Below are 20,142 nucleotides of genomic sequence, written 5' to 3'. Positions count from 1 at the left end.
TCGTAGTTCGTTTATCGTGGTTTGACGCGCGTTTAGGCGACGGGCCCCGCAATGTCCAACCCAAAATCCGATGAGCGCGCGAAAATACTGCGATTCTCGGCATGTTCAAGCGATTTTTCTGACCGCCTGCTATGACAGGAAAACTGGCACCTGTCACTCGTCTTTTTTTAGTACATCGCGCAACCCTGCCAATCCTGCAAAGGGTTTGGCATCGTCATCCGTCATCGCCTGTTTGCCCGGTTCTGTATAGGCAGCCTGACCCAGTTCTGCGCCGTCTTTCCGCGGATATTGTGGCAGAGCCAGGGACAGGGCCTCGATCATGACTAGGGCCGGATCAATTTCAGGCCCCAAAGGTTCAGATTCGTCTTCTTCCGGGATCTCGAACTCTGGATCATCTGGGTCTGCCCAATCCGCAAGAAAAGTCCGGTACACCGGAATATCGATCCTTGTCGTCACCGGTTCCAGCGTTACCACGCAAGGTTGGATGACAGTTGCACCGAGTTTGCCGTTCAATTCCCAGTCCCGTTTACCTTGTGCCTGCACTTCGCCCGAAAAGCTGAGCTTGCGCAACCCCAGCAGCCCAAGGTCTTGCCTGATTTGCTCAAGCGCGGTGGTTGCGGGGCGCAGATCGAACGGTGTCGGGGCGTTCTGTGGCAGGTCAGACACCCGAAATGATGTCGTGTTGCTCATTCGTGAGCCTTTCTATGTGTTGAACCGTGGCAGCGGTTTATGTAATCGGATAGAAGCCGAAGAAGGCCAAGGCAAGAGGGTGCAGATGTTGAAGGTAGTGAACCAGTTGAAACCAGCTGCGAAATCGCTTGTGTTTGTTGCCTTTCTGGCTGCGACCGGGGCTTGTACGGCTGTCTTCAAGAATCACGGCTATGTGCCACCGGCCGAGGAACTGGCGGAAATCAAAGTTGGCGTAGACACGCGTGACAGCGTGCAAGAGGCCATCGGCGCGCCGGGCGCATCCGGCGTGGTTCGGGATTCGGGCTATTACTACGTCCGCTCTCGCGTGCGTCACTACGGTCCGAAACGGCCCGAGGTGGTATCGCGCGAGCTGGTTGCCATCAGTTTTGATCAGCGCGGTGTCGTCAGAAATATCGAACGCTTTGGTCTAGAGGACGGGAATGTGATTGCTCTGGAGCGCCGCGTTACCGATTCCAACGTTCAGGACAAAGGCTTCCTGCGTCAGCTGCTGGGCAATATCGGCAACTTCAATCCGGCCAACATTCCGGGCGCCAACTAATTTGCGCCAAAACCTTGCGGTGGTCACAGGGCAGTCACATGTCATGTGCTAACGGTGTCGTACCGACGCCTGAGGGTCGGCAACCGTGGAGGACGCGACCGTGGCAACGGCAGTTTTGTTAAGCAAGGGGCGCTATCGCGCCAGACTGGCGCAATCGCCCGAGGATATCAGAACAGCTCAGGCATTGCGGACCTTGGCTTTTGGTACTGAAAAACCGGACTGCGACGAATTTGATGCACGCTGTAGCCATATCCTGATCGAGGATATGCGCTCGGCTGAACGGCTGGTCTGCTGCTTTCGGATGCTGACCATGGAAAGTGGCGGCGAGATCGGACAAAGTTATTCAGCACAGTTCTATGACCTGACCTCGCTCGAAGGCTTTAAAGGTCGGATGGTCGAAATGGGACGATTTTGTATCCACCCCAATCACAGCGACCCCGACATCCTGCGTGTCGCCTGGGGGGCAATGACGGCCTACGTTGACCGGAACAACGTCGAGATGTTGTTTGGATGTTCCTCTTTTGCCGGTACCGAAACTGAGCAGTATCTGGATGCGTTTGCGATGCTCAAATATCGCCATCTGGGCCCGAAACGTTGGTTGCCGCGCGTGAAGGCTCCGGATGTGTTTCGTTTTGCCGCGCGTCTGCGGCGCAGACCGGATGTGAAAAAGGCAATGCTGCGGATGCCACCCTTGTTGCGGACCTACCTGATGATGGGCGGTTGGGTCAGCGATCATGCGGTGGTGGATCGCCACATGAACACGCTGCACGTTTTCACAGGGGTGGAAATCGGTGCGATCCCCCCGGCACGCAAACGTCTGTTGCGGGCGGTGGCCGGGTAGATTGAGTATTTTTGAAAAGGTGAAGACGGGGCGTTGACGCAATGTGTCAGCCGGTTTAGCTGGCGCACATGGCGAGAATTCCTTTGTTGCAGATGTCCGGCATTTCCCTGACTTTCGGGGGTGACCCGGTGTTTTCCGAACTGGATCTGGTGGTTCAACCCGGAGATCGTGTTGCGCTGGTGGGGCGAAACGGATCCGGAAAATCCACGCTGATGAAAGTGATGGCCGGTCTGGTCGAGGCTGATCGGGGCGAGATTGTCGTGCCGCCCGGAAAATCCGTGGGCTTCATGGAGCAGGACCCGACGATGGAGGGCTTTGCCACGCTGGGGGATTACGCATCCAGCGGGTTGGAGCCGGGAGAACTTTACAAGGTTGAACGGGCCGGTGAAGGGTTGAAGTTCGATCCTTCACGCGCGGTTGAGACCGCTTCGGGCGGAGAGCGGCGGCGGGCGGCACTGGCCAAGCTGATGGCCGAAGCACCGGATCTGATGTTGCTGGACGAGCCGACCAACCATCTGGATATCGAAGCCATCGCGTGGCTGGAACGCGAACTTGGCGCGACCCGAGCGGCCTTTGTGCTGATCTCGCATGACCGGGCCTTTTTAAGGGCGCTGACGCGGGCAACACTTTGGATTGACCGGGGGGCTGTTCGGCGACAGGAGCAGGGCTTTGAAGCCTTTGAGGCCTGGCGGGACAAGGTCTGGGAGGAAGAAGACCAGCAACGCCATAAGCTGAACCGCCTGATCAAGTCCGAAGCGAAATGGGCGGTTGAGGGCATTAGTGCCAGACGCAAACGTAACCAAGGCCGGGTGCGGGCCTTGCAGGCATTGCGAGCTGAAAAGGCGGCGCAGATCAAACGTCAGGGCTCGGCTGCAATGGCGCTGGAGGCCGGGCCAAAATCGGGCCGAAAAGTGATCGAGGCCAAGGGGTTGGCCAAAGCGTTTGATGCCACTCAGATCGTTCGGAACTTTGATCTGCTGGTACAGCGCGGAGACCGGGTGGCCTTTGTCGGGCCGAACGGTGTTGGAAAAACAACGTTGCTGAAGATGCTGCTGGGGCAGGTGGAGCCGGACGCGGGCTCGGTTTCCTTGGGGACGAACCTTGAAATCGCGGTGTTCGATCAGACCCGCGCCCAACTGGACCCCGAGATGAGCCTGTGGGACAGTCTGACCGGCGATCCGGAAATGCGGGTGTCGGGTAAGGCCGATCAGGTGATGGTGGGCGGGCAGCCCAAACATGTTGTAGGGTATCTCAAGGAATTTCTGTTTGACGAACGGCAGGCCCGAGCAGCCGTCAAATCCCTCTCCGGTGGGGAAAAAGCCCGATTGCTTCTGGCCAAGCTGATGGCGAAACCCTCGAACCTATTGGTGCTGGACGAACCGACCAACGATCTGGATGTCGAGACGCTGGACCTGCTGCAAGAGCTTTTGGACGATTACGACGGCACCGTTCTGCTGGTTAGCCATGACCGGGATTTTCTGGACCGCGTGGCGACAACCACCATCGCGATGGAGGGGAACGGACGGGCGACAGTCTATGCTGGCGGTTGGTCGGATTACATCGCGCAGCGTGGCGACGTGATCCAAAAAAGTATCGAAAAAGCAAAAGCTTCAAAGCCAAAGATCAAGCAGGAAGAAAAGCCGAAATCCGGCCTATCCTTCTCGGAAAAGCACCGGCTGGAGAAACTGCCTGCCGAGATCGCGCGCCTAGAGGCCCAGATTGCCAAGCTGGAAGAGTTGATGTCCGACCCCGAGCTGTTCACGCGCGAACCGGTGAAGTTCCAAAAAGCGACCGAGGCGCTGGTTGAGCGGCAGGAGAAACTCTCGGCCGCTGAAGAGGAATGGCTGACGCTCGAAGAGAAGGCTGAAAGCGCTTAGCGCGCCAGACGTCTTGCCGGATTACCTGCTACGGTTTCTTTGGCGGGGACGTCTTTGGTGACGACGCTGCCTGCGCCGATTGTGGCGTAGTCGCCTATGGTAATGCCGGGCAACAGGATCGCTCCGCCGCCAACCCAAACCTGCCTGCCGATGGTGACGGGCAGGCCGATTTCCAACCCTTGTGCCCGATCAGCCGGGTCCTTGGCATGATGCGCGCAGTAAATCTGAACATTGGGGCCAAACATCGTGTCGTCGCCGACTCGAACGGGGGCCGTGTCCAGAACCACGCATCCGGCATTGAAGAAAACCCGGCTGCCCAGATGGATGTTCATTCCATATGCGCAGTGAAAAGTGGCTTCGAGAAAACAGTCCTCGCCGACATGGCCCAGCAGCGCGTGCAGTTCCGGGGCCATCGCGCCGCGTGTGTCGGGCGGACAGGTGTTGTGAGTGTGAACAGCCCGTCGTGCCCGCGCGCGCAGATCATCCAATTCAGGATCAAGACAGCAATACCACTGCCCGGACTGCATTTTCTGGCGCTCCGACATGGGGCTATCTTACCGCATCCGCAGAGCGCCGTCGATGCGGATGACTTCGCCGTTCAGATAGCCCATTTCAACGATGAAACCGGCCAGCCGCCCGTATTCCTTGGGGTCACCCAGGCGGGCCGGGTTCGGGACGTCGGCGGCCAGTTGTTGCTGCACGTCGTCAGGAAGGCCCGCCAACATCGGGGTCATAAAGATACCCGGCGCAATGGTCATGACGCGAATCCCGGACGAGGCCAGATCGCGGGCCATTGGCAGGGTCATGCCAACCACGCCGCCTTTCGATGCAGCATAAGCCGCCTGTCCCTTTTGGCCGTCGAATGCAGCAATCGATGCAGTGTTGATGATCACACCGCGCGCCCCGTCCGGTTCGGGTTCGTTCTTTGCCATCTCAGCCGCGGCCAGCCTTGAGACGTTGAATGTGCCGACAAGATTGATGTCGATCGTGCGCTGGAACGCGTCCAGCGGGTGGGGTCCATCCTTGCCGACTGTCTTGATTCCATAAGCGATACCCGCGCAGTTCACAGTCGCGGTGATCTTGCCCATCTTGTCCATGCCGTGGCGTACGGCAGCTGCGACCGAGGTTTCGTCGGTTACATCCGTCAGCGCAAAATACCCACCGATTTCGGAGGCGACTAGAGCGCCACGGTCCGCGTCACGGTCCAGAATAGTGACTTGCGCACCCTGCGCGGCAAAGTGACGGGCGGTGGCTTCGCCCAGACCGGATGCGCCGCCGGTGACAAGAGCGGCTGTGGTGGACAGGTGCATCGGAACTCCTCCCTGGGATATGAACAGCTGTTCAATAACTGCATTGCAGGGTCGGTGTCCACATCTTTGAGCCTGAACGCCTAAAGGGGCGGGGCGGACTGACCGCCGGGCAAATACGCATCTTTAAGGCATCTTAATCCGCGCTTCACGAAAACGCGCCTGTTCGTGAACGAAGTAATCACAGCCATTGCGTGTTTTTTCGTCAGGAGGTTCCGATATGGTAAATGGTAAGAATAAATCACTGGGTGCTGTTCTGGCTGCACCTGTCTTTGGAATTGTGGTTGCCGGCAGTGCTGTTGCAGCGCCGGAAACCTGTAACTGGAAAACGGCTCGAAATCTTGCGAATGCAGGCGACTATGCCGGGCTTTGCGATTGTGTTCAGGTGACCCCGAGCTTTCTGGACAGACTTCAGAAGAGACCGGATTTTGAGACAACTCTGAGCATTGCCGGGGCGCAATGCCCGGGGCTGGCCGCGTTGTTGACGGATTTGCCAACGGCAAGCTTGACCGGCGCGGCAGAAAATCGGGGCGAAAGCCGCAGTTCAGAACCCGGCGGGGCAGGGTTTGCGAACGCGGTTGGTCCTGACGGTCTTGGTGGTGGAGGAGAGCCTGACAACGGCGGCCAAGAACCCGGTGGTGGCGGTGGTGAACCCAGCGGTGGCGGAGAGCCCGGCGGTGGTGGTGGAGAACCAGGCGGTGGCGGTGGAGAACCCGGCGGTGGTGGCGGGGAATCCGGCGGTGGCGATGGTGAACCCGGCGGTGGCAAAGGCAATAACGGCGGCGGAAAGGGCCATAACGGCGGTGGCAAAGGTGGCGATAAGGGTAACAATGGCGGCGGCAATGGCGGCGAAGGCAGTAGTCCGGGTCGCGGAAACAACGCCAATGACGATGAAGGCGAAAGCGACCGGCCCGGTCGCGGAAAGGGACGTCAGTAGCCGTGCTGATTCCAAAATAGATACGGCCACCCAATCGGGTGGCCGTTTCCTGCTTTGCAATCAAAGGTGAAAGGGGCGTCAGCCCAGTTGCACCAATGCGTGGCGTTTCTTGCCTGCACTCAGCTTGATCGGAGACGTCAATGCACCCGCGTCGATCATCAAGCCCGCATCCGTCAGCGGAGCGTCGTCCAGTTTGGCCCCGTTTTCGGCAATCAGGCGCTTGGCCTCTTTGCCGGACTTGGCCAGGCCTGATTTGACAATGATCTGCACGATGGACATGCCGTCGCCCAGCTCGTCCGCGCTGAGGGTCAGGGTGGGCAGATCGTCTCCAACCCCACCTTTTTCGAACACTTCACGGGCTGTGGCTTCGGCCGTTACCGCAGCTTGCGCCCCGTGGAGAAGGGCTGTCACCTCATTGGCGAGGCGGATTTTGGCCTCATTGATTTCGGACCCGGCAAGCGCGCCAAGACGGTCACATTCATCCACGGGCAATTCGGTATAGAGCTTCAGGAACCGCCCGACATCCGCATCGGTGGTGTTGCGCCAGAACTGCCAGAATTCATAGGGTGAGCGCATCTCGGCGTTCAGCCAGACCGCGCCATCCTGCGATTTGCCCATCTTCTTACCGTCGCTGGTGGTCAGCAGGGGAGAGGTCAGGCCGTAGATTTCGTGATCCAGCACCCGGCGGGTCAGGTCGATACCGTTGACAATGTTGCCCCACTGGTCGCTGCCGCCCATTTGCAGAACACAGCCATAGCGACGGTTCAGCTCCAGAAAGTCATAGGCTTGCAGGATCATGTAGTTGAACTCGAGAAACGACAGCGACTGTTCGCGATCCAGCCGGGATTTCACCGATTCAAAGCTGAGCATCCGGTTGACGGAAAAATGCCGCCCGATGTCGCGCAGGAAATCGAGGTAGTTCAGATCATCCAGCCATTCGGCATTGTTCAACATCAGCGCCTTGTTTTCGGCGTCAGTGTCGTAATCGATATAGGCCGCGAACACTTTCTTGATGCCCGCGATGTTTTCGTCGATCTGTTCGGGTCCCAGCAGGGGGCGTTCATCCGCGCGGAACGAAGGGTCGCCCACCTTGGTGGTGCCGCCACCCATAAGGGTGATCGGCTGGTGGCCGGTCTTCTGAAACCAGCGCAACATCATGATCTGGATCAGGCTGCCCACATGCAACGACTTGGCCGTTGCATCAAAGCCGATATAGGCCGGCTTGCACCCACTGATCAGCGCGTCGTCAAGGCCCTGATAATCGGTGCAGTCGGCGAGGAAGCCGCGCTCGATCATCGTGGCGATGAAATCCGATTTGGGGTGGTAGGTCATATCGTGCCCTCGGGGTTTGTGTTGCGCGGCACTGTATAGGCGGCGCTGCGGATGAGGAAAAGCCACCTTTTCAATCTAAAAGCGCGTGCTGTGATATGCGCGCGCAACTAGGTGGCCGGGGTGTTGATCCTGAGGCGCGAAGTCGGAAAAAAACCGACACCCCCAATCAGAAGGCTTGCCAAGGCGGCATAACAAAAGCACCTTGACCAAGCTGCAACCCAGAGGTGAAGTCCAGAACTCCGGGCACGGCGGAAACAATGCCAGATCAGGAGGCGGGCGTGGGCCAAACCATCAAGAAACACGGAATGGTTCGGGCATTGGGCGCGATGTCCGGTACGTCGCTGGACGGGGTGGACGCTGCGGTGGTGGAAACCGACGGGCATTCCATCGCTGGATTCGGGAAAAGCGGCTATCGCGCCTATACCGACGCTGAACGCGATGTGCTGCGGGCGGCTTTGGGGCAATGGCACGGCCCGCAGGTCGATGCGGCGGCTGAAATGGTAACCATAGCCCATGCCGAGGCGCTGTCCGAGTTCGAAGATGTAGATCTGATCGGCTTTCACGGCCAGACGCTGGTGCATGAACCGCGCGGGCGTGGCACACTGCAGGTGGGCGATGGTCTTGGTCTGGCGCAGGCGCTGGGGCGCCCGGTGGTCTGGGACTTCCGGAGCGACGACGTGTCGATGGGGGGCGAGGGTGCTCCGCTGGCACCGTTTTTTCACTTTGCTTGCGCCAAGTGGTTTGGCGCGGACCGCCCGTTGTGCTTCCTGAACCTGGGTGGTGTTGGTAATCTGACCTATGTGGACCCAAGCTTTGATGGTCCCGAGGCGCTTGGGGCGCTGCTTGCCTTTGATACGGGGCCAGCGAACGCGCCGGTCGATGACCTGATGCAGGCCCGGCTGGGGCAGCCGATGGACCGGGATGGTGCGGTTGCGCGCAATGGCACCGTCGAAATGGGTGCGTTGGAGCTGTTTCTGGCTGAGCCTTTCTTTGCACGTATGCCGCCCAAGTCGCTAGACCGGAACGATTTCTCTGAGATGATCGACCTGGTGAAAGAACTGGGTGACGCTGACGCGGTGGCGACCCTGACCGGGATGTGCGCAGCTGGGGTGGTGCAGGGGATGGAACATTGTCCGCAACCGCCGTCTTGCGTGCTGGTTACAGGCGGTGGACGGCGCAATCCGGTTTTGATGGAGATGCTGCGCGTATCCCTCGACTGCCCGGTCGAACCGGTCGAGGCCGTGGGGTTGGACGGTGACATGCTCGAGGCGCAGGCTTTTGCCTATCTGGCCGTGCGCGTGGCGCGGGGATTGCCAACCTCGTGCCCGGGAACAACCGGGGTGAAAGCGCTGGTGGGTGGCGGCATGGTCAGTACAGTGAACGCTCAACCGGTGGGTTGAGGTTGCATACAGGTAACGGCTAACGCGTTATCGACACACAGGCTTGCCACTGCGACGGGCTGTGTCGAAGTGAAAATGCCCTTTGTGATACCGGTCAGCGTCAGGACCAAGAACAGTTCCAAACAGACCACAGGCTCCGCTGTGCAACTCTCGTAACACGGTGCTTTGATCGGTGTCGCTCCATCCGTCCTGAACGGTGATCTGCGTTCCGTCCTGCAACACGAAGGTCGAGATATCGATGGCCCGACCCCGCGCATGTTCGGAAATGCGCGCATAGGGCTGGTTGTTCTGCGTCTTGCAGGCATAGTGGCCAACAACCCGCATCCCCTTGAGCCCACCTCCCAGTTCGGCGAAGGCGGGTTTGGCTGTGTTTTCGATCCACGTTTTTAGCGTGACGGCTGTCTGACAGTCCATCAGCGAAAACTGGCTGAGCGCAATGTCCGAAATTCTGTAAATCCGGACCGGGTTAGCGATGCCGCAACCCTGCGCTTTTCCAGCCAAAGACGTGCGGGTTTCGCCCAAGATGGTCCAGTCACCACAGACCGCCCCGCGGTCACGCATACGCTGGCGACCCACTTCAAACTGGCGGAACTTGCAAGGGCGCAGCGCAGGGCGTTTCGAGATCAGCACCGCAGGTTCGACAGCCGCGGCAGGTTCGATGTGTTCGGTTGCGACTTCCTCCTCCAGATCGGGTAGCGCCAATTCGGATGAGAGGGGGGATTCTGCACAGGCGATCTCGGCGTTTGCAAGACCGGTGCTTGCGAACAGAAGCAGATGGATCAGGAAGATGCGTTTCACAATCACTCGATGCTCCGATACCTGCGGTTGCGTTTACAGAATGATAAATGCGTAACTTTCTGTAAACTCACCTTTTCAGAGCATTCCAAGATCAGCTTATCCCCGAGGGATATCAAACCCAGGTTCTGCCAGTTGAAACCCATCAAACTGAAATCCGGGAGAAACTGTACAGCTGACCAGTGTGTAATCACCGGTGCTGCGTGCGGCCTGCCAATGGCCGGCGGGAACAATCAGTTGCGGTGCGCCCCGAGACAAATCGGGCGACAGCACATGGTCAACCGCCGGACCCTTGTCTGTTGCGCTCAAGGACAGAATCAGTGGCGCGCCCGCGTGATAGAGCCAGATCTCGGTCGCGTCGACCCGGTGCCAGTGGCTGCTTTCCCCCGCTTGCAGCAAGAAGTAGATGCAGGTGCCGGTCGGGCGGCCCTTGTTCTCGGCGCGCCAGGTTTCCGCGTACCAGCCGCCCTCGGGGTGAGGTTGCAGGTTCAGGCGGTCGATGATCTCTTGTGCGGTCATGTGGCCCCTCGTGTGTTTGGCGCAATTATGCACGGCAAGGTGTGATCCGCTATGGTATTCGTGCGCACGGGGAATATGTTTGCCCCATGACACTGACCATTCCTTTCGATAACTCATATGCCCGCCTGCCGGACGCGTTTTTTGCGCGACAGAAACCGGCGTCTGTACGCGCGCCCAAGTTGATCGCGTTCAATGATGATCTGGCACGGCTGTTGCAGGTCCATCCGGGCGACGTGCAAGAGATGGCGGAAGCCTTTGCAGGTAATCGCATCCCCGATGGTGCGGACCCCATCGCGCAGCTTTATTCCGGGCATCAGTTTGGCCAGTACAACCCGCAGCTTGGGGACGGGCGCGCGGTGCTGTTGGGCGAAACTGTCGGAACGGATGGTGTGCGGCGGGATGTTCAGCTGAAAGGCTCGGGCCCGACGCCGTTTTCGCGTCGCGGCGACGGCAGGGCTTGGCTGGGTCCGGTTCTGCGCGAATACGTGGTGTCCGAGGCGATGCACGCGTTGGGCATCCCCACAACACGCGCACTGGCGGCGGTAGAGACCGGTGAAACCGTGTTCCGGGAGGGCCCGATGCCCGGTGCGGTGCTCACCCGGGTTGCAACCAGCCATTTGCGGGTAGGCACTTTTCAGGTCTTTGCTGCGCGGGGGCAGTTGGACAATCTGCGGCGTCTGACGGACTATGCCATCGCGCGCCACTATCCCGCAGCCCAAGGTCCAATGGGCCTGCTGCGGGCCGTTCGGGATGCGCAGGCCCGCCTGATCGCGCAGTGGATGGGCGTGGGCTTTATCCATGGGGTCATGAACACCGACAATTGCTCGATCGCGGGTGAGACCATCGATTATGGCCCCTGTGCCTTCATGGACGTTTATCACCCCAATACGGTCTACAGCTCGATAGATCGGATGGGCCGTTATGCCTATTCCAACCAGCCAGATATTGCTGTCTGGAATCTGGCGCAGCTGGCAACCTCACTGATCCAGCAGATGGACGACAAGGACGCCGCTGTTGAGGAGGCGACCGAGATCGTGCATGCCATGCCGGATCTGCTGCAACAGAACTGGTTGACCCGGTTCCGGGCAAAGGTCGGACTGACGACCGCTGAAGAAGGCGATCAGGCGCTGATCACCGATCTGCTAAAACGCATGGCCAAGGGGCAGGCTGATTTCACCAACACCTTCCGCGCGCTGGGCAAAGATACCGCGCGTGACCAGTTTATCGACCCGCAGGCCTTTGACAGCTGGGCAGAGGGCTGGCGTGCGCGTTTGGCGCGAGAGGCGTCACCGCATGAAGTGATGACCGCAGCGAACCCCGCCTATATTCCGCGCAATCACCGTGTCGAGCAGATGATCCAATCAGCGGTGGCGGGGGATTACCAGCCGTTCCTTCGGCTGAACGCCGTCCTCGCGCGGCCTTACGACGATCAGGCAGATGCGGAGGATCTGAAACAGCCCCCGGCTGATAACGAGGTCGTGCACGCCACGTTCTGCGGTACGTGACGATCAAACATCTCTGGATATCCCTCGCTGCGGAACGGTTCGCTGGGAGGGGCGAACGGATTTGTCCGGTCCAGATCGGTGTCAGATGCGCTGAGCCTGCGACATTTCCGTCCTTGTGAACCGAAATGATGCAGGTGGGGAACCCATCAGACTCAGGCCGACCACGTGCCGGGTTTTTAAGCGATATACCATGCCAAGGCGACTTCCCCAGTTGCCGTTGTTGCGACGTGAAACTGAAGGGTTGCGTCCGGCGGCAGGCGTGTCACTTTGGGTCAAGCCCACTGGTCAGATCTATATGCAGTTATCTTCCACCCTTCGAATTGCCAGCTATAACATTCAGAAATGCCTCGGGCTGGATTTTCGGCGCCAGCCGCAGCGCATTTTGCAGGTCATCGAACATATGCAGGCCGATATCGTTGTGTTGCAGGAGGCCGACAAACGTCTGCCGCCGCGCCCGGCGGCCCTGCCGCATTTCATGCTGGATGAAGCCGGGTGGCAGATCGTCGATCTGGGCGGTGCCGGCAGTCTGGGCTGGCATGGCAACGCGGTGATCTGGCGCGGCGAGGGCCTTTCGGTCCGGCGGACCGGACATCACGAATTGCCCGGGCTTGAACCGCGCGGGGCGGTCCGTGTCGAATTTGATACCCATATCGGGCCGTTGCGGGTGATGGGAATGCATCTGGGGCTGTTGCCTGCATCGCGACGTCAGCAGATCTCGCATATCAGGCGGTTTGATAAAGAGCTGGAGCAGATGCCGACAGTCTGGGCGGGGGATTTCAACGAATGGTCCCGACAGCCGGTTCTGGATCACCTTGCGCCGGAAATGCGTTTCCTGCCCCCCAAGCCAAGTTTTCCCGCCGCGCAGCCGCTGGGCGCGCTCGATCGGATCGCGCTGGGCGCGGGCGTCAGGGCCACTGCGCATGGTGTCCATGACGCGCGCCCTGCACATATCGCATCGGATCATTTACCGGTCTGGGCTGATTTGGCGCGCGTGGCTTAACTTCAACGGAAAAGAAGAAATCCCTGTGGCGCAAAGTGCGCAGACATACTAAGACAGACACCCGAGCAATTCTGAGGGGCATCATGTCGGAAACGATTATTGGACGTTGTGAGGCCAAGGGTCTGCGCATGACCGGTCAAAGAAGGATCATCGCGCAGGTATTGGAACAAAGCGACGACCATCCGGATGTCGAAGAACTGTACGCGCGTGCTTCTGCCATCGACACAGGCATCTCGATTGCGACGGTGTATCGTACGGTCAAACTGTTCGAAGAGGCCGGTATTCTGGAGCGTCTGGAGTTCGGCGATGGGCGGGCCCGTTATGAGGATGCCGAGCGTGATCACCACGATCACCTGATCGACATGCAGTCGGGCGAGGTCATCGAATTTGTCGATCCCGAAATCGAAGCCCTGCAGGAAAAGATCGCCGCCAAGCTTGGGTACAAGCTGAAAGGGCATCGGCTTGAGCTGTACGGCGTACCGCTCAAGCAGGAGTGATCCATCACAAATCGCGAACGGCCCCAACACGTTAATTCATTGAACGTGTCGGGAAATGGCTTGCCAGACGTCGCTGGTTGCGGTTCATGTGCCCGCATACTGCACCTCAAGTGCCCTTTTCCTGTGGACGCGCGCATGAATAACGTAAACGGCATCCTTTTGCTGATCGGATCGATGGCCGCCTTTTCGCTTGAGGATATGTTCATCAAGTTCCTGTCGGGCGCTGTGCCGACTGGTCAGATCATGGTGTGTCTGGGTGTGTTCTGCGGGCTTGTCTTTGCGGTGATGTCGGTGGTCACACGCAAACGCATCTTCGATCCCGTAGCGTGGAAACTGCTGCCGATGCTGCGCGCAGGGACAGAAGGATTCGGTGCCGTAACCTTTGTCACCGCGTTGTCGCTGATTGATCTGTCCACTGTCGCCGCCGTGTTTCAGGCCATGCCGCTTGCCGTGACCATGGGCGCGGCCCTGTTTCTGGGAGAGCAGGTCGGCTGGCGCCGCTGGAGCGCCATTGGTGTCGGCTTTATCGGTGTTCTGATGATCATTCGCCCCGGACTGGAAGGGTTTCAGCCAGATTCATTGTTTGTCGTGCTGACCGTGTTTGCGATTGCGGCGCGCGATCTGATAACACGCAGGCTGGATGTTCGGGTGGCCTCATCGGTTGTGGCGATGCAGGCGTATATCGCAGTGGCGCTGGCCGGGTTGCTGTTGATGGTTGTTTCAGGAACACCCTTCGTGCCGGTACAAAGCGGCCAGGCAGGGCCGTATTTGGGGGCGATCGGTTTTGGTGTTCTAGGGTATTACGGCATCGTCACGGCCATGCGGGTTGGCGAGGCTTCGGCCATGATGCCGTTTCGCTACACGCGTCTGGTGTTTTCGATCCTTGCCGGAATGCTGATGTTCGGTGAACGCCCGGATGCACTGACAATGGCTGGGGCGAGCCTGATCATCGGATCTGGCCTGTATACCTTTATCCGCGAGCGACGTCTGGCGCGCAATCTGGTCCCGGTGTGAACCTGTTGGCGCAAACAGCAAACTGTTAGCCCTAAAGGTCGGTAAATATACGTGTTAGCGATAACGGAACCGGTTTACTTTTGGTCGGTTGCTGCTATGACGCGTGCAACCGACTGCAGCCATAGGGACAGACCTCATGAGCACCATCATTGACATCCACGCGCGCGAAATTCTGGACAGCCGGGGCAACCCGACGGTCGAGGTCGACGTGATTCTGGAAGACGGCACCATGGGCCGCGCCGCCGTACCGTCCGGTGCGTCCACCGGCGCACATGAAGCCGTTGAAAAACGCGACGGCGACAAATCCCGCTATATGGGCAAAGGGGTTCTGGAAGCCGTGGCCGCCGTGAATGGTGAGATCGCCGAGGAACTGGTGGGTTTTGACGCGACAGAGCAAGTGGCCATCGATCAGGCGATGATTGAACTGGACGGAACCAATAACAAAGGCCGTCTGGGTGCCAACGCCATTCTGGGCGTGTCGCTGGCAACTGCCAAAGCCGCAGCGGATTTCACCACGCAGCCCCTTTATCGCTACGTCGGCGGCACCTCGGCCCGCGTGCTGCCGGTGCCGATGATGAATATCATCAACGGCGGCGAACATGCCGACAACCCGATCGACATTCAGGAATTCATGATCATGCCAACCTCGGCCGCGAATATTCGCGAGGCTGTGCGCATGGGGTCCGAAGTGTTCCACACCCTGAAAAAAGAGCTGTCGGCTGCCGGTCTGGCCACCGGTGTCGGTGACGAGGGCGGTTTTGCCCCGAACATCGCCAGCACCCGCGAGGCGCTGGATTTCATCCTGAAATCCATTGAAAAGGCGGGCTACAAACCGGGAGAAGAAATCCACCTGGCCTTGGATTGTGCGGCGACCGAGTATTACAAGGACGGCAAATACGTTTTGGCGGGCGAGGGGATCACCCTGACATCCGAGGAAAACGCAGCCTATCTGGCGGCTCTGGTCAATGACTATCCGATCATCTCGATCGAAGATGGCATGTCCGAGGATGACTGGGACGGCTGGAGAGCCCTGACTGACGCCATCGGCGACAAGGTGCAGCTGGTGGGCGACGACCTGTTTGTGACCAATCCGGCGCGCTTGGCCGAAGGGATCAAGCGCGGCTGCGCGAACTCGATGCTGGTCAAGGTGAACCAGATCGGATCGCTGACCGAAACCCTGCGCGCCGTCGATATGGCCCACCGGGCGCGATATACCAACGTAATGTCGCACCGTTCGGGAGAAACCGAGGATGCCACCATTGCCGATCTGGCGGTGGCGACCAATTGCGGTCAGATCAAAACCGGCTCGCTGGCGCGGTCGGACCGGTTGGCCAAATACAACCAGTTGATCCGCATCGAGGAATCGCTGGGCGAGGTCGCGGAATACGCAGGCGCGTCGATCCTTCGCAAATAACGCACTTGGTGCTAGGCTGGCCCCTGGGTTTAATCCGGGGGTCGCATTGTGCTGAACATCATCGAACCGGAAACGCCGGACCAGTTTGAAGCGGTTCGGCGTTTGTGTTGGGATTACAGGGATTTCCTGCTGGCGCTGGATGAAAGAACCGCCCAGATTGTGCAGGCTTTCTACCCAAGCGAAAAATACGCCCGTGTAATGGACAACATTGACGCGGAACACGCACCGCCGACCGGTGGGATCAAACTGGCATTGCTGCATGGGGAACCGGTCGGCTGCGGCATGTTTCACACGTACGAGCCCGGTGTGGCTGAAATCAAACGCGTATTTGTAACCGACGCTGCAAGGGGGACCGGCGCAGGCTGTGCCATCATGCTTTCGCTGATCGAAATGTGCCGTGGCCTTGGGTTCGACTGTATTCGAATGGACACCGGCAAACCCCTGGAAGTGGCGACTCGGTTATACCTGTCTTTGGGCTTTCACCTGCGCGACGCCTATTACGAAACTCCTGAAATCGCACGCGATCACCTGCTTTTTTTCGAGATGTCGCTTTTTGAGAAAGACATTGGCTTGCCTGAGAAAAGATAAAACTCTCAGGGGCATGGTCGTCTTGGACGTAGAAATTTGACAATAATTAAGTGGCTTAATTATTCTTATGTGTGAACTTGTTACTTATCGCGTTCACTCGAAATGCCGTAGTCTTTCTTCATCGCAGAAAGGAGACCACGATGTCTGTATCCAAATTCCTTCTGATAATCGCCACAGCGTCCATCACAGTATTGTCCGCCTGCGCGGGTCCAGGAACGTATCCGATAACCGGAGAACAGGTTTCGTCGAATGACCCGGTTCAGGACATGAACCCGGCTAATATCTTCCGTGGCGAGTCGCGCTAAAGTACCTTGCTCATCAGCATATAGCTGTCGCGTTGTCTGAACCCGGTGCGCAGATAGAGCTTTTGGGCAGTTTCATTGTTTCGGTCGACTTCCAGATGAAGAGCCATCAGGCCTGCCCCGGCAAGAGCTTTGGGCAGGTCCAATAGAACCTCGGTGGCGATGCCGCGGCCCCGAACGGCGGGGCGTATATAGATCTCGTCCACGAAACCGTCCATGCCGCCGAACTCGACTGACCAGCCAAAGGTCAGGATGATATATCCCAACGGCGCACGTCCGGGCCCGATCAGATAGACACAGCCATGAGGGATGCCATCCAGCATGGGGGCGAGGGCATTGCGTGTCTTGTCAGCGTCCTGTGTCAGCCCGGCCTCGGTATGAAAGGCGGTGACCAGCGTCATAAGGCGATCCAGATCTTCGGGGCGCGCAAGGCGGAGGGCGGCGCTCATAATCTGGCCAGCCTTTCTGTCAGCAAGGTGAAAAAGCCGTCAGCGTCGATTTCCCCCATGAACAACGCATTTGGTGCGCGGTTGGTGACACCCCACCAATCCGCAACGGTCATGCCCAGGGTCAGGTCGGACCCTGTTTCAATCTCGATATTTACGTGGCGACCCGAAAACAGCTCGGGGCGGATCAGATAGGCAGTGACGCAAGGGTCGTGCAGGGGGGCGCCTGCGCTGCCGTATTTCTCTTTGTCGAAGCGTTCAAAGAAATCCGTCATCTCGGCCACGGCATGTCCAACCTTGCTGTCCAATGCGCGGAACGCGTCGTTTCGTGATTTGGTCACCAGCGCTTTGTGTGTGACATCCAATGGCATGACAACGATTGGTTTTCCGGATTTAAAAACGATATCAGCGGCTTCTGGGTCGACATAGATGTTGAATTCAGCGGTGGGGGTGATGTTACCGACTTCGAAATATGCCCCGCCCATCAAGACGATTTCCTGCACGCGGTCGATAATATCGGGGGCTTTGCGAAATGCAGTCGCGATGTTTGTCAGCGGCCCCAGTGGACACAGGGTCACTGTTCCCGGCTCTTCAGCACGCAGGGTGTCGATGATGAAATCCACTGCGTGACCTTCGGCCAATGGCATCTGCGGATCCGGCAGGACCGGGCCATCCAGCCCGGTTTTCCCGTGCACGTGTTCTGCCGTGACAAGCGCGCGGTTCAGCGGTTTGTCGCAGCCCGCATAAACCGGCACATCCGTACGTCCGGCCAATTCACAAACGATTCGGGCGTTCTTGGCCGTGAGGGCGAGCGGAACGTTACCTGCGACGGCCGTGATACCCAGAACCTCAATCTCGTCCGGGCTGGCCAGCGCCAGCAGGATGGCGACGGCGTCATCCTGTCCGGGATCGGTGTCGATGATGATCTTGCGAGGGGGCATTGGCGTCTCCGGGGGTCGTGAAGGTGGGACACTCGCAAGTGTCGGATCGCTTGTCTACCCGTTTCTGGTCGTCGCCAGTGCATCCACCGGCGGGAGTTTGCCGTTGGCGCGATGCTCTTCAGTTTTGACCTCGTCCCACAGCGCATCCATCTCGGCCAGATCGCTTTGCGAGGGGGTCTTGCCCCGTTCGGCCAGCCGGGCTTCGACCTTTTCAAAGCGACGGGTGAACTTGGCATTGGTGCGACGCAGGGCGGCTTCGGGTTCGATGCCAAGATGACGGCCCAGATTGACCATCACGAACAGCAGATCTCCGAACTCGTCTTCCAGCGCGTCAACATCCATCTTGTCGCGCGCCTCTTCCAGTTCGGCCGCTTCTTCGGTGATCTTGGCCAGCACGTGGCTGGCGTCAGGCCAGTCGAACCCCACCCGAGCGGCGCGCTTTTGCAGCTTATGGGCCCGCAGCAGGGCGGGCAGGTTTGCGGCTACACCGTCCAGCGCACCTTTTTGTTCTTTGCCCGCCCGCTCGGCGGCCTTGATGGTTTCCCAATCTTTGGTTTGCTGATCGGCCGACTTGTCACGGGATTCATCGCCAAACACATGCGGATGGCGGCTGACCATCTTGTCGGACATGGTGCGCACCACGTCCTGAAAGGTGAAATGTCCTGCTTCTTCTGCCATTTGGGCGTGAAACACGGATTGGAACAGCAAATCCCCCAGCTCTCCCTTAAGCTCGTCAAAAGCTTCACGTTCGATGGCGTCCGCGACCTCATAGGCCTCTTCGATCGTATAGGGGGCGATGGTCGCGAAATCCTGTTCGATATCCCACGGGCAGCCGGATTGCGGATCGCGCAGGCGGCGCATGATTTCCAGCAGCCGTTCGATACCTGCATTGCTGTCATGGATCAGAGGATTTTCAGCCATTGCGAACCCTTTCATTCCGGTGTCAGATGCATCCATTCCGCAGTCCCGATCAGGAGTCCACCCCAGATGCCCGTCGTCAACCGAATTGCCGATTTCTCTGCCGACATGACCAGATGGCGCCAGTATCTGCATACCATCCCCGAGTTGGAATTCGAATGCCATGAAACGGCAGCCTTTGTGGCCGAACGTCTGCGTGAGTTCGGGGTTGATGAGTTGCATGAGGGGATCGCAAAGACCGGGATGGTCGCGATCATCAACGGGCAGGGCGACGGGCCGACGATTGGATTGCGCGCCGATATGGATGCGTTGCCAATTACCGAGGAAACGGGCGTTGACTATGCCTCTCAGAACCCCGGAAAGATGCATGCCTGCGGCCATGACGGGCATACTACCATGCTACTGGGCGCGGCACGTTATCTGGCCGAGACGCGAAATTTCAGCGGTCGCGTGGCGCTGATATTTCAACCCGCCGAGGAAGATGGCGGCGGTGCTGGTGTGATGGTCGAAGAAGGCATCATGGACAGGTTCGACATCTCGCAGGTCTATGCGCTGCACAACGCGCCGGGATTTGCCGTCGGGACATTCTATACCACGCCGGGGCCGATCATGGCGGCTGTCGATACATTCGAAGTGCATATTCAGGGTGTCGGCGGCCACGGTGCGATGCCGCATGAAACCCGTGATCCGGTTATGGCGGCCTGTGGGATTGCGCAGGCCATTCAGACCATTGTCAGCCGCAACCATTATGCGTTGGATGATCTTGTCGTCTCGGTCACGCAGATCCACACCGGCACGGTCAACAACGTTATCCCGGATACGGCCTATATCAACGGTACCGTTCGAACGTTCGATCCGAACGTCCAGCAGATGGTGATGCGGCGCATGGCCGAGATTGTCGAGGGGCAGGCCAAATCCTATGGGGTCGAGGCGCGATTGGAATACAATGTAGATTACCCTGCCACCATCAATGATGCCGAAAAGGCGGGCTTTGCGACCGAGGTGGCGCGTGAAATATCCGGTGACGACCGGGTCACCGGCAATACCGGGCGCGAGATGGGGGCCGAGGATTTCTCGTATATGCTGCAAAAGCGCCCCGGTGCTTATCTGTTCCTCGGGCAGGGTGAGGGCGCGGGGCTGCATCATCCGAAATACAACTTTAACGACGAAATTACACCGGTGGGCGCGTCGTTTTTCGCGCGGATCGTGGAAAAAGCGCAGCCGTTGAGCTGAAAAAAGGTTCGGGAAAGGGACTACAGA

22 protein-coding genes are annotated in these 20,142 nt (G+C 58.8%); 13 read left to right on the top strand and 9 right to left on the bottom strand.

All coding sequences use genetic code 11. From position 1 onward, the window contains the following. Positions 1-153 precede the first annotated feature (153 nt). Positions 154-690, bottom strand: coding sequence for a DUF177 domain-containing protein (locus I9182_RS03950; protein ID WP_209596649.1), 537 nt, complete (start codon positions 688-690; stop codon positions 154-156). Between the two features lie 85 nt (positions 691-775). Between I9182_RS03950 and bamE the strand changes: the two genes are divergently transcribed. The 3 genes from bamE to I9182_RS03935 all read left to right on the top strand — a co-directional run bounded on the left by bamE (position 776) and on the right by I9182_RS03935 (position 3,967). Next, complete coding sequence (gene bamE, locus I9182_RS03945; RefSeq protein WP_209596647.1) at positions 776-1,249, top strand: outer membrane protein assembly factor BamE; 474 nt, start codon at positions 776-778, stop codon at positions 1,247-1,249. Positions 1,250-1,349: 100 nt separating this feature from the next. Continuing rightward, on the top strand, positions 1,350-2,090 hold the full coding sequence (locus tag I9182_RS03940; protein ID WP_209596645.1) for a GNAT family N-acyltransferase: 741 nt from the start codon (positions 1,350-1,352) through the stop codon (positions 2,088-2,090). 68 nt (positions 2,091-2,158) lie between these two features. After that, a complete protein-coding gene (locus I9182_RS03935; RefSeq protein WP_245222470.1) occupies positions 2,159-3,967 on the top strand; it encodes an ATP-binding cassette domain-containing protein in 1,809 nt (602 codons plus the stop codon). Here I9182_RS03935 and I9182_RS03930 read toward each other — a convergent pair. Next, positions 3,964-4,512: a sugar O-acetyltransferase gene (locus I9182_RS03930; protein ID WP_209596643.1), complete on the bottom strand. Its 549-nt coding sequence runs from the start codon at positions 4,510-4,512 to the stop codon at positions 3,964-3,966. The two genes, I9182_RS03935 and I9182_RS03930, sit on opposite strands and share 4 nt — an antisense overlap. Before the next feature lie 9 nt (positions 4,513-4,521). Continuing rightward, on the bottom strand, positions 4,522-5,277 hold the full coding sequence (locus tag I9182_RS03925) for a 3-hydroxyacyl-CoA dehydrogenase (protein WP_209596641.1): 756 nt from the start codon (positions 5,275-5,277) through the stop codon (positions 4,522-4,524). 217 nt (positions 5,278-5,494) lie between these two features. Here I9182_RS03925 and I9182_RS03920 point away from each other — a divergent pair, with 217 nt between their 5' ends. Continuing rightward, positions 5,495-6,211: a hypothetical protein gene (locus tag I9182_RS03920; protein ID WP_209596639.1), complete on the top strand. Its 717-nt coding sequence runs from the start codon at positions 5,495-5,497 to the stop codon at positions 6,209-6,211. A gap of 78 nt (positions 6,212-6,289) precedes the next feature. On the opposite strand, the gene tyrS is transcribed toward I9182_RS03920, so the two are convergent. Beyond that, positions 6,290-7,543, bottom strand: a complete 1,254-nt coding sequence (tyrS, locus tag I9182_RS03915) for a tyrosine--tRNA ligase (protein WP_209596637.1) — start codon at positions 7,541-7,543, stop codon at positions 6,290-6,292. A 257-nt stretch (positions 7,544-7,800) separates the two neighbouring features. Here tyrS and I9182_RS03910 point away from each other — a divergent pair, with 257 nt between their 5' ends. Further along, positions 7,801-8,943, top strand: a complete 1,143-nt coding sequence (locus I9182_RS03910; RefSeq protein ID WP_209596635.1) for an anhydro-N-acetylmuramic acid kinase — start codon at positions 7,801-7,803, stop codon at positions 8,941-8,943. A 27-nt stretch (positions 8,944-8,970) separates the two neighbouring features. Here I9182_RS03910 and I9182_RS03905 read toward each other — a convergent pair whose 3' ends face one another. Both I9182_RS03905 and I9182_RS03900 read right to left on the bottom strand, forming a co-directional pair. Next, the gene (locus I9182_RS03905; protein ID WP_209596633.1) at positions 8,971-9,747 is read right to left on the bottom strand and encodes an extensin family protein; all 777 of its coding nucleotides are present in this window, start codon (positions 9,745-9,747) and stop codon (positions 8,971-8,973) included. A gap of 90 nt (positions 9,748-9,837) precedes the next feature. Beyond that, positions 9,838-10,257, bottom strand: coding sequence for a cupin domain-containing protein (locus I9182_RS03900; protein ID WP_209596631.1), 420 nt, complete (start codon positions 10,255-10,257; stop codon positions 9,838-9,840). An 86-nt stretch (positions 10,258-10,343) separates the two neighbouring features. Here I9182_RS03900 and I9182_RS03895 point away from each other — a divergent pair, with 86 nt between their 5' ends. The 7 genes from I9182_RS03895 (at position 10,344) to I9182_RS03865 (ending at position 16,580) form a co-directional block, all read left to right on the top strand. Further along, positions 10,344-11,762, top strand: coding sequence for a protein adenylyltransferase SelO (locus tag I9182_RS03895; RefSeq protein ID WP_209503685.1), 1,419 nt, complete (start codon positions 10,344-10,346; stop codon positions 11,760-11,762). Positions 11,763-12,057: 295 nt separating this feature from the next. Then, positions 12,058-12,762, top strand: coding sequence for an endonuclease/exonuclease/phosphatase family protein (locus I9182_RS03890; RefSeq protein ID WP_209504871.1), 705 nt, complete (start codon positions 12,058-12,060; stop codon positions 12,760-12,762). A gap of 83 nt (positions 12,763-12,845) precedes the next feature. Further along, on the top strand, positions 12,846-13,259 hold the full coding sequence (locus I9182_RS03885) for a Fur family transcriptional regulator (RefSeq protein WP_209503686.1): 414 nt from the start codon (positions 12,846-12,848) through the stop codon (positions 13,257-13,259). Between the two features lie 135 nt (positions 13,260-13,394). After that, complete coding sequence (locus I9182_RS03880) at positions 13,395-14,273, top strand: DMT family transporter (RefSeq protein WP_209503687.1); 879 nt, start codon at positions 13,395-13,397, stop codon at positions 14,271-14,273. A gap of 136 nt (positions 14,274-14,409) precedes the next feature. Further along, positions 14,410-15,687 (top strand): phosphopyruvate hydratase, encoded by a 1,278-nt coding sequence (eno, locus tag I9182_RS03875; protein WP_209596629.1) that lies wholly within the window; start codon positions 14,410-14,412, stop codon positions 15,685-15,687. 48 nt (positions 15,688-15,735) lie between these two features. Further along, a complete protein-coding gene (locus I9182_RS03870) occupies positions 15,736-16,275 on the top strand; it encodes a GNAT family N-acetyltransferase (RefSeq protein WP_209596627.1) in 540 nt (179 codons plus the stop codon). Positions 16,276-16,415: 140 nt separating this feature from the next. Next, positions 16,416-16,580 carry a hypothetical protein gene (locus I9182_RS03865; RefSeq protein WP_209596625.1) on the top strand — a complete coding sequence of 55 codons (165 nt, stop codon included), beginning with the start codon at positions 16,416-16,418 and terminating at the stop codon, positions 16,578-16,580. Here I9182_RS03865 and I9182_RS03860 read toward each other — a convergent pair. From I9182_RS03860 to mazG, 3 genes are read right to left on the bottom strand one after another with little or no spacing between them, the layout of a single operon-like run. Next, positions 16,577-17,026: a GNAT family N-acetyltransferase gene (locus I9182_RS03860; protein WP_209596623.1), complete on the bottom strand. Its 450-nt coding sequence runs from the start codon at positions 17,024-17,026 to the stop codon at positions 16,577-16,579. The genes I9182_RS03865 and I9182_RS03860 overlap by 4 nt on opposite strands. Beyond that, positions 17,023-17,964 carry a nucleoside hydrolase gene (locus I9182_RS03855; protein ID WP_209596621.1) on the bottom strand — a complete coding sequence of 314 codons (942 nt, stop codon included), beginning with the start codon at positions 17,962-17,964 and terminating at the stop codon, positions 17,023-17,025. Before I9182_RS03855 ends, I9182_RS03860 begins: the two co-directional genes overlap by 4 nt. 54 nt (positions 17,965-18,018) lie before the next feature. Further along, complete coding sequence (gene mazG / locus I9182_RS03850) at positions 18,019-18,885, bottom strand: nucleoside triphosphate pyrophosphohydrolase (RefSeq protein ID WP_209596734.1); 867 nt, start codon at positions 18,883-18,885, stop codon at positions 18,019-18,021. Between the two features lie 66 nt (positions 18,886-18,951). Between mazG and I9182_RS03845 the strand changes: the two genes are divergently transcribed. After that, positions 18,952-20,115 carry a M20 aminoacylase family protein gene (locus I9182_RS03845; protein ID WP_209596619.1) on the top strand — a complete coding sequence of 388 codons (1,164 nt, stop codon included), beginning with the start codon at positions 18,952-18,954 and terminating at the stop codon, positions 20,113-20,115. Positions 20,116-20,142: the final 27 nt, after the last annotated feature.

The organism is Ruegeria sp. HKCCSP351 (genome assembly GCF_017872535.1).
In the GTDB taxonomy this organism is placed as follows: Bacteria; Pseudomonadota; Alphaproteobacteria; order Rhodobacterales; family Rhodobacteraceae; genus Ruegeria.
The sequence above is the reverse complement of the archived record's forward strand: the minus strand, read 5'-3'. Positions and strand labels throughout refer to the sequence as shown.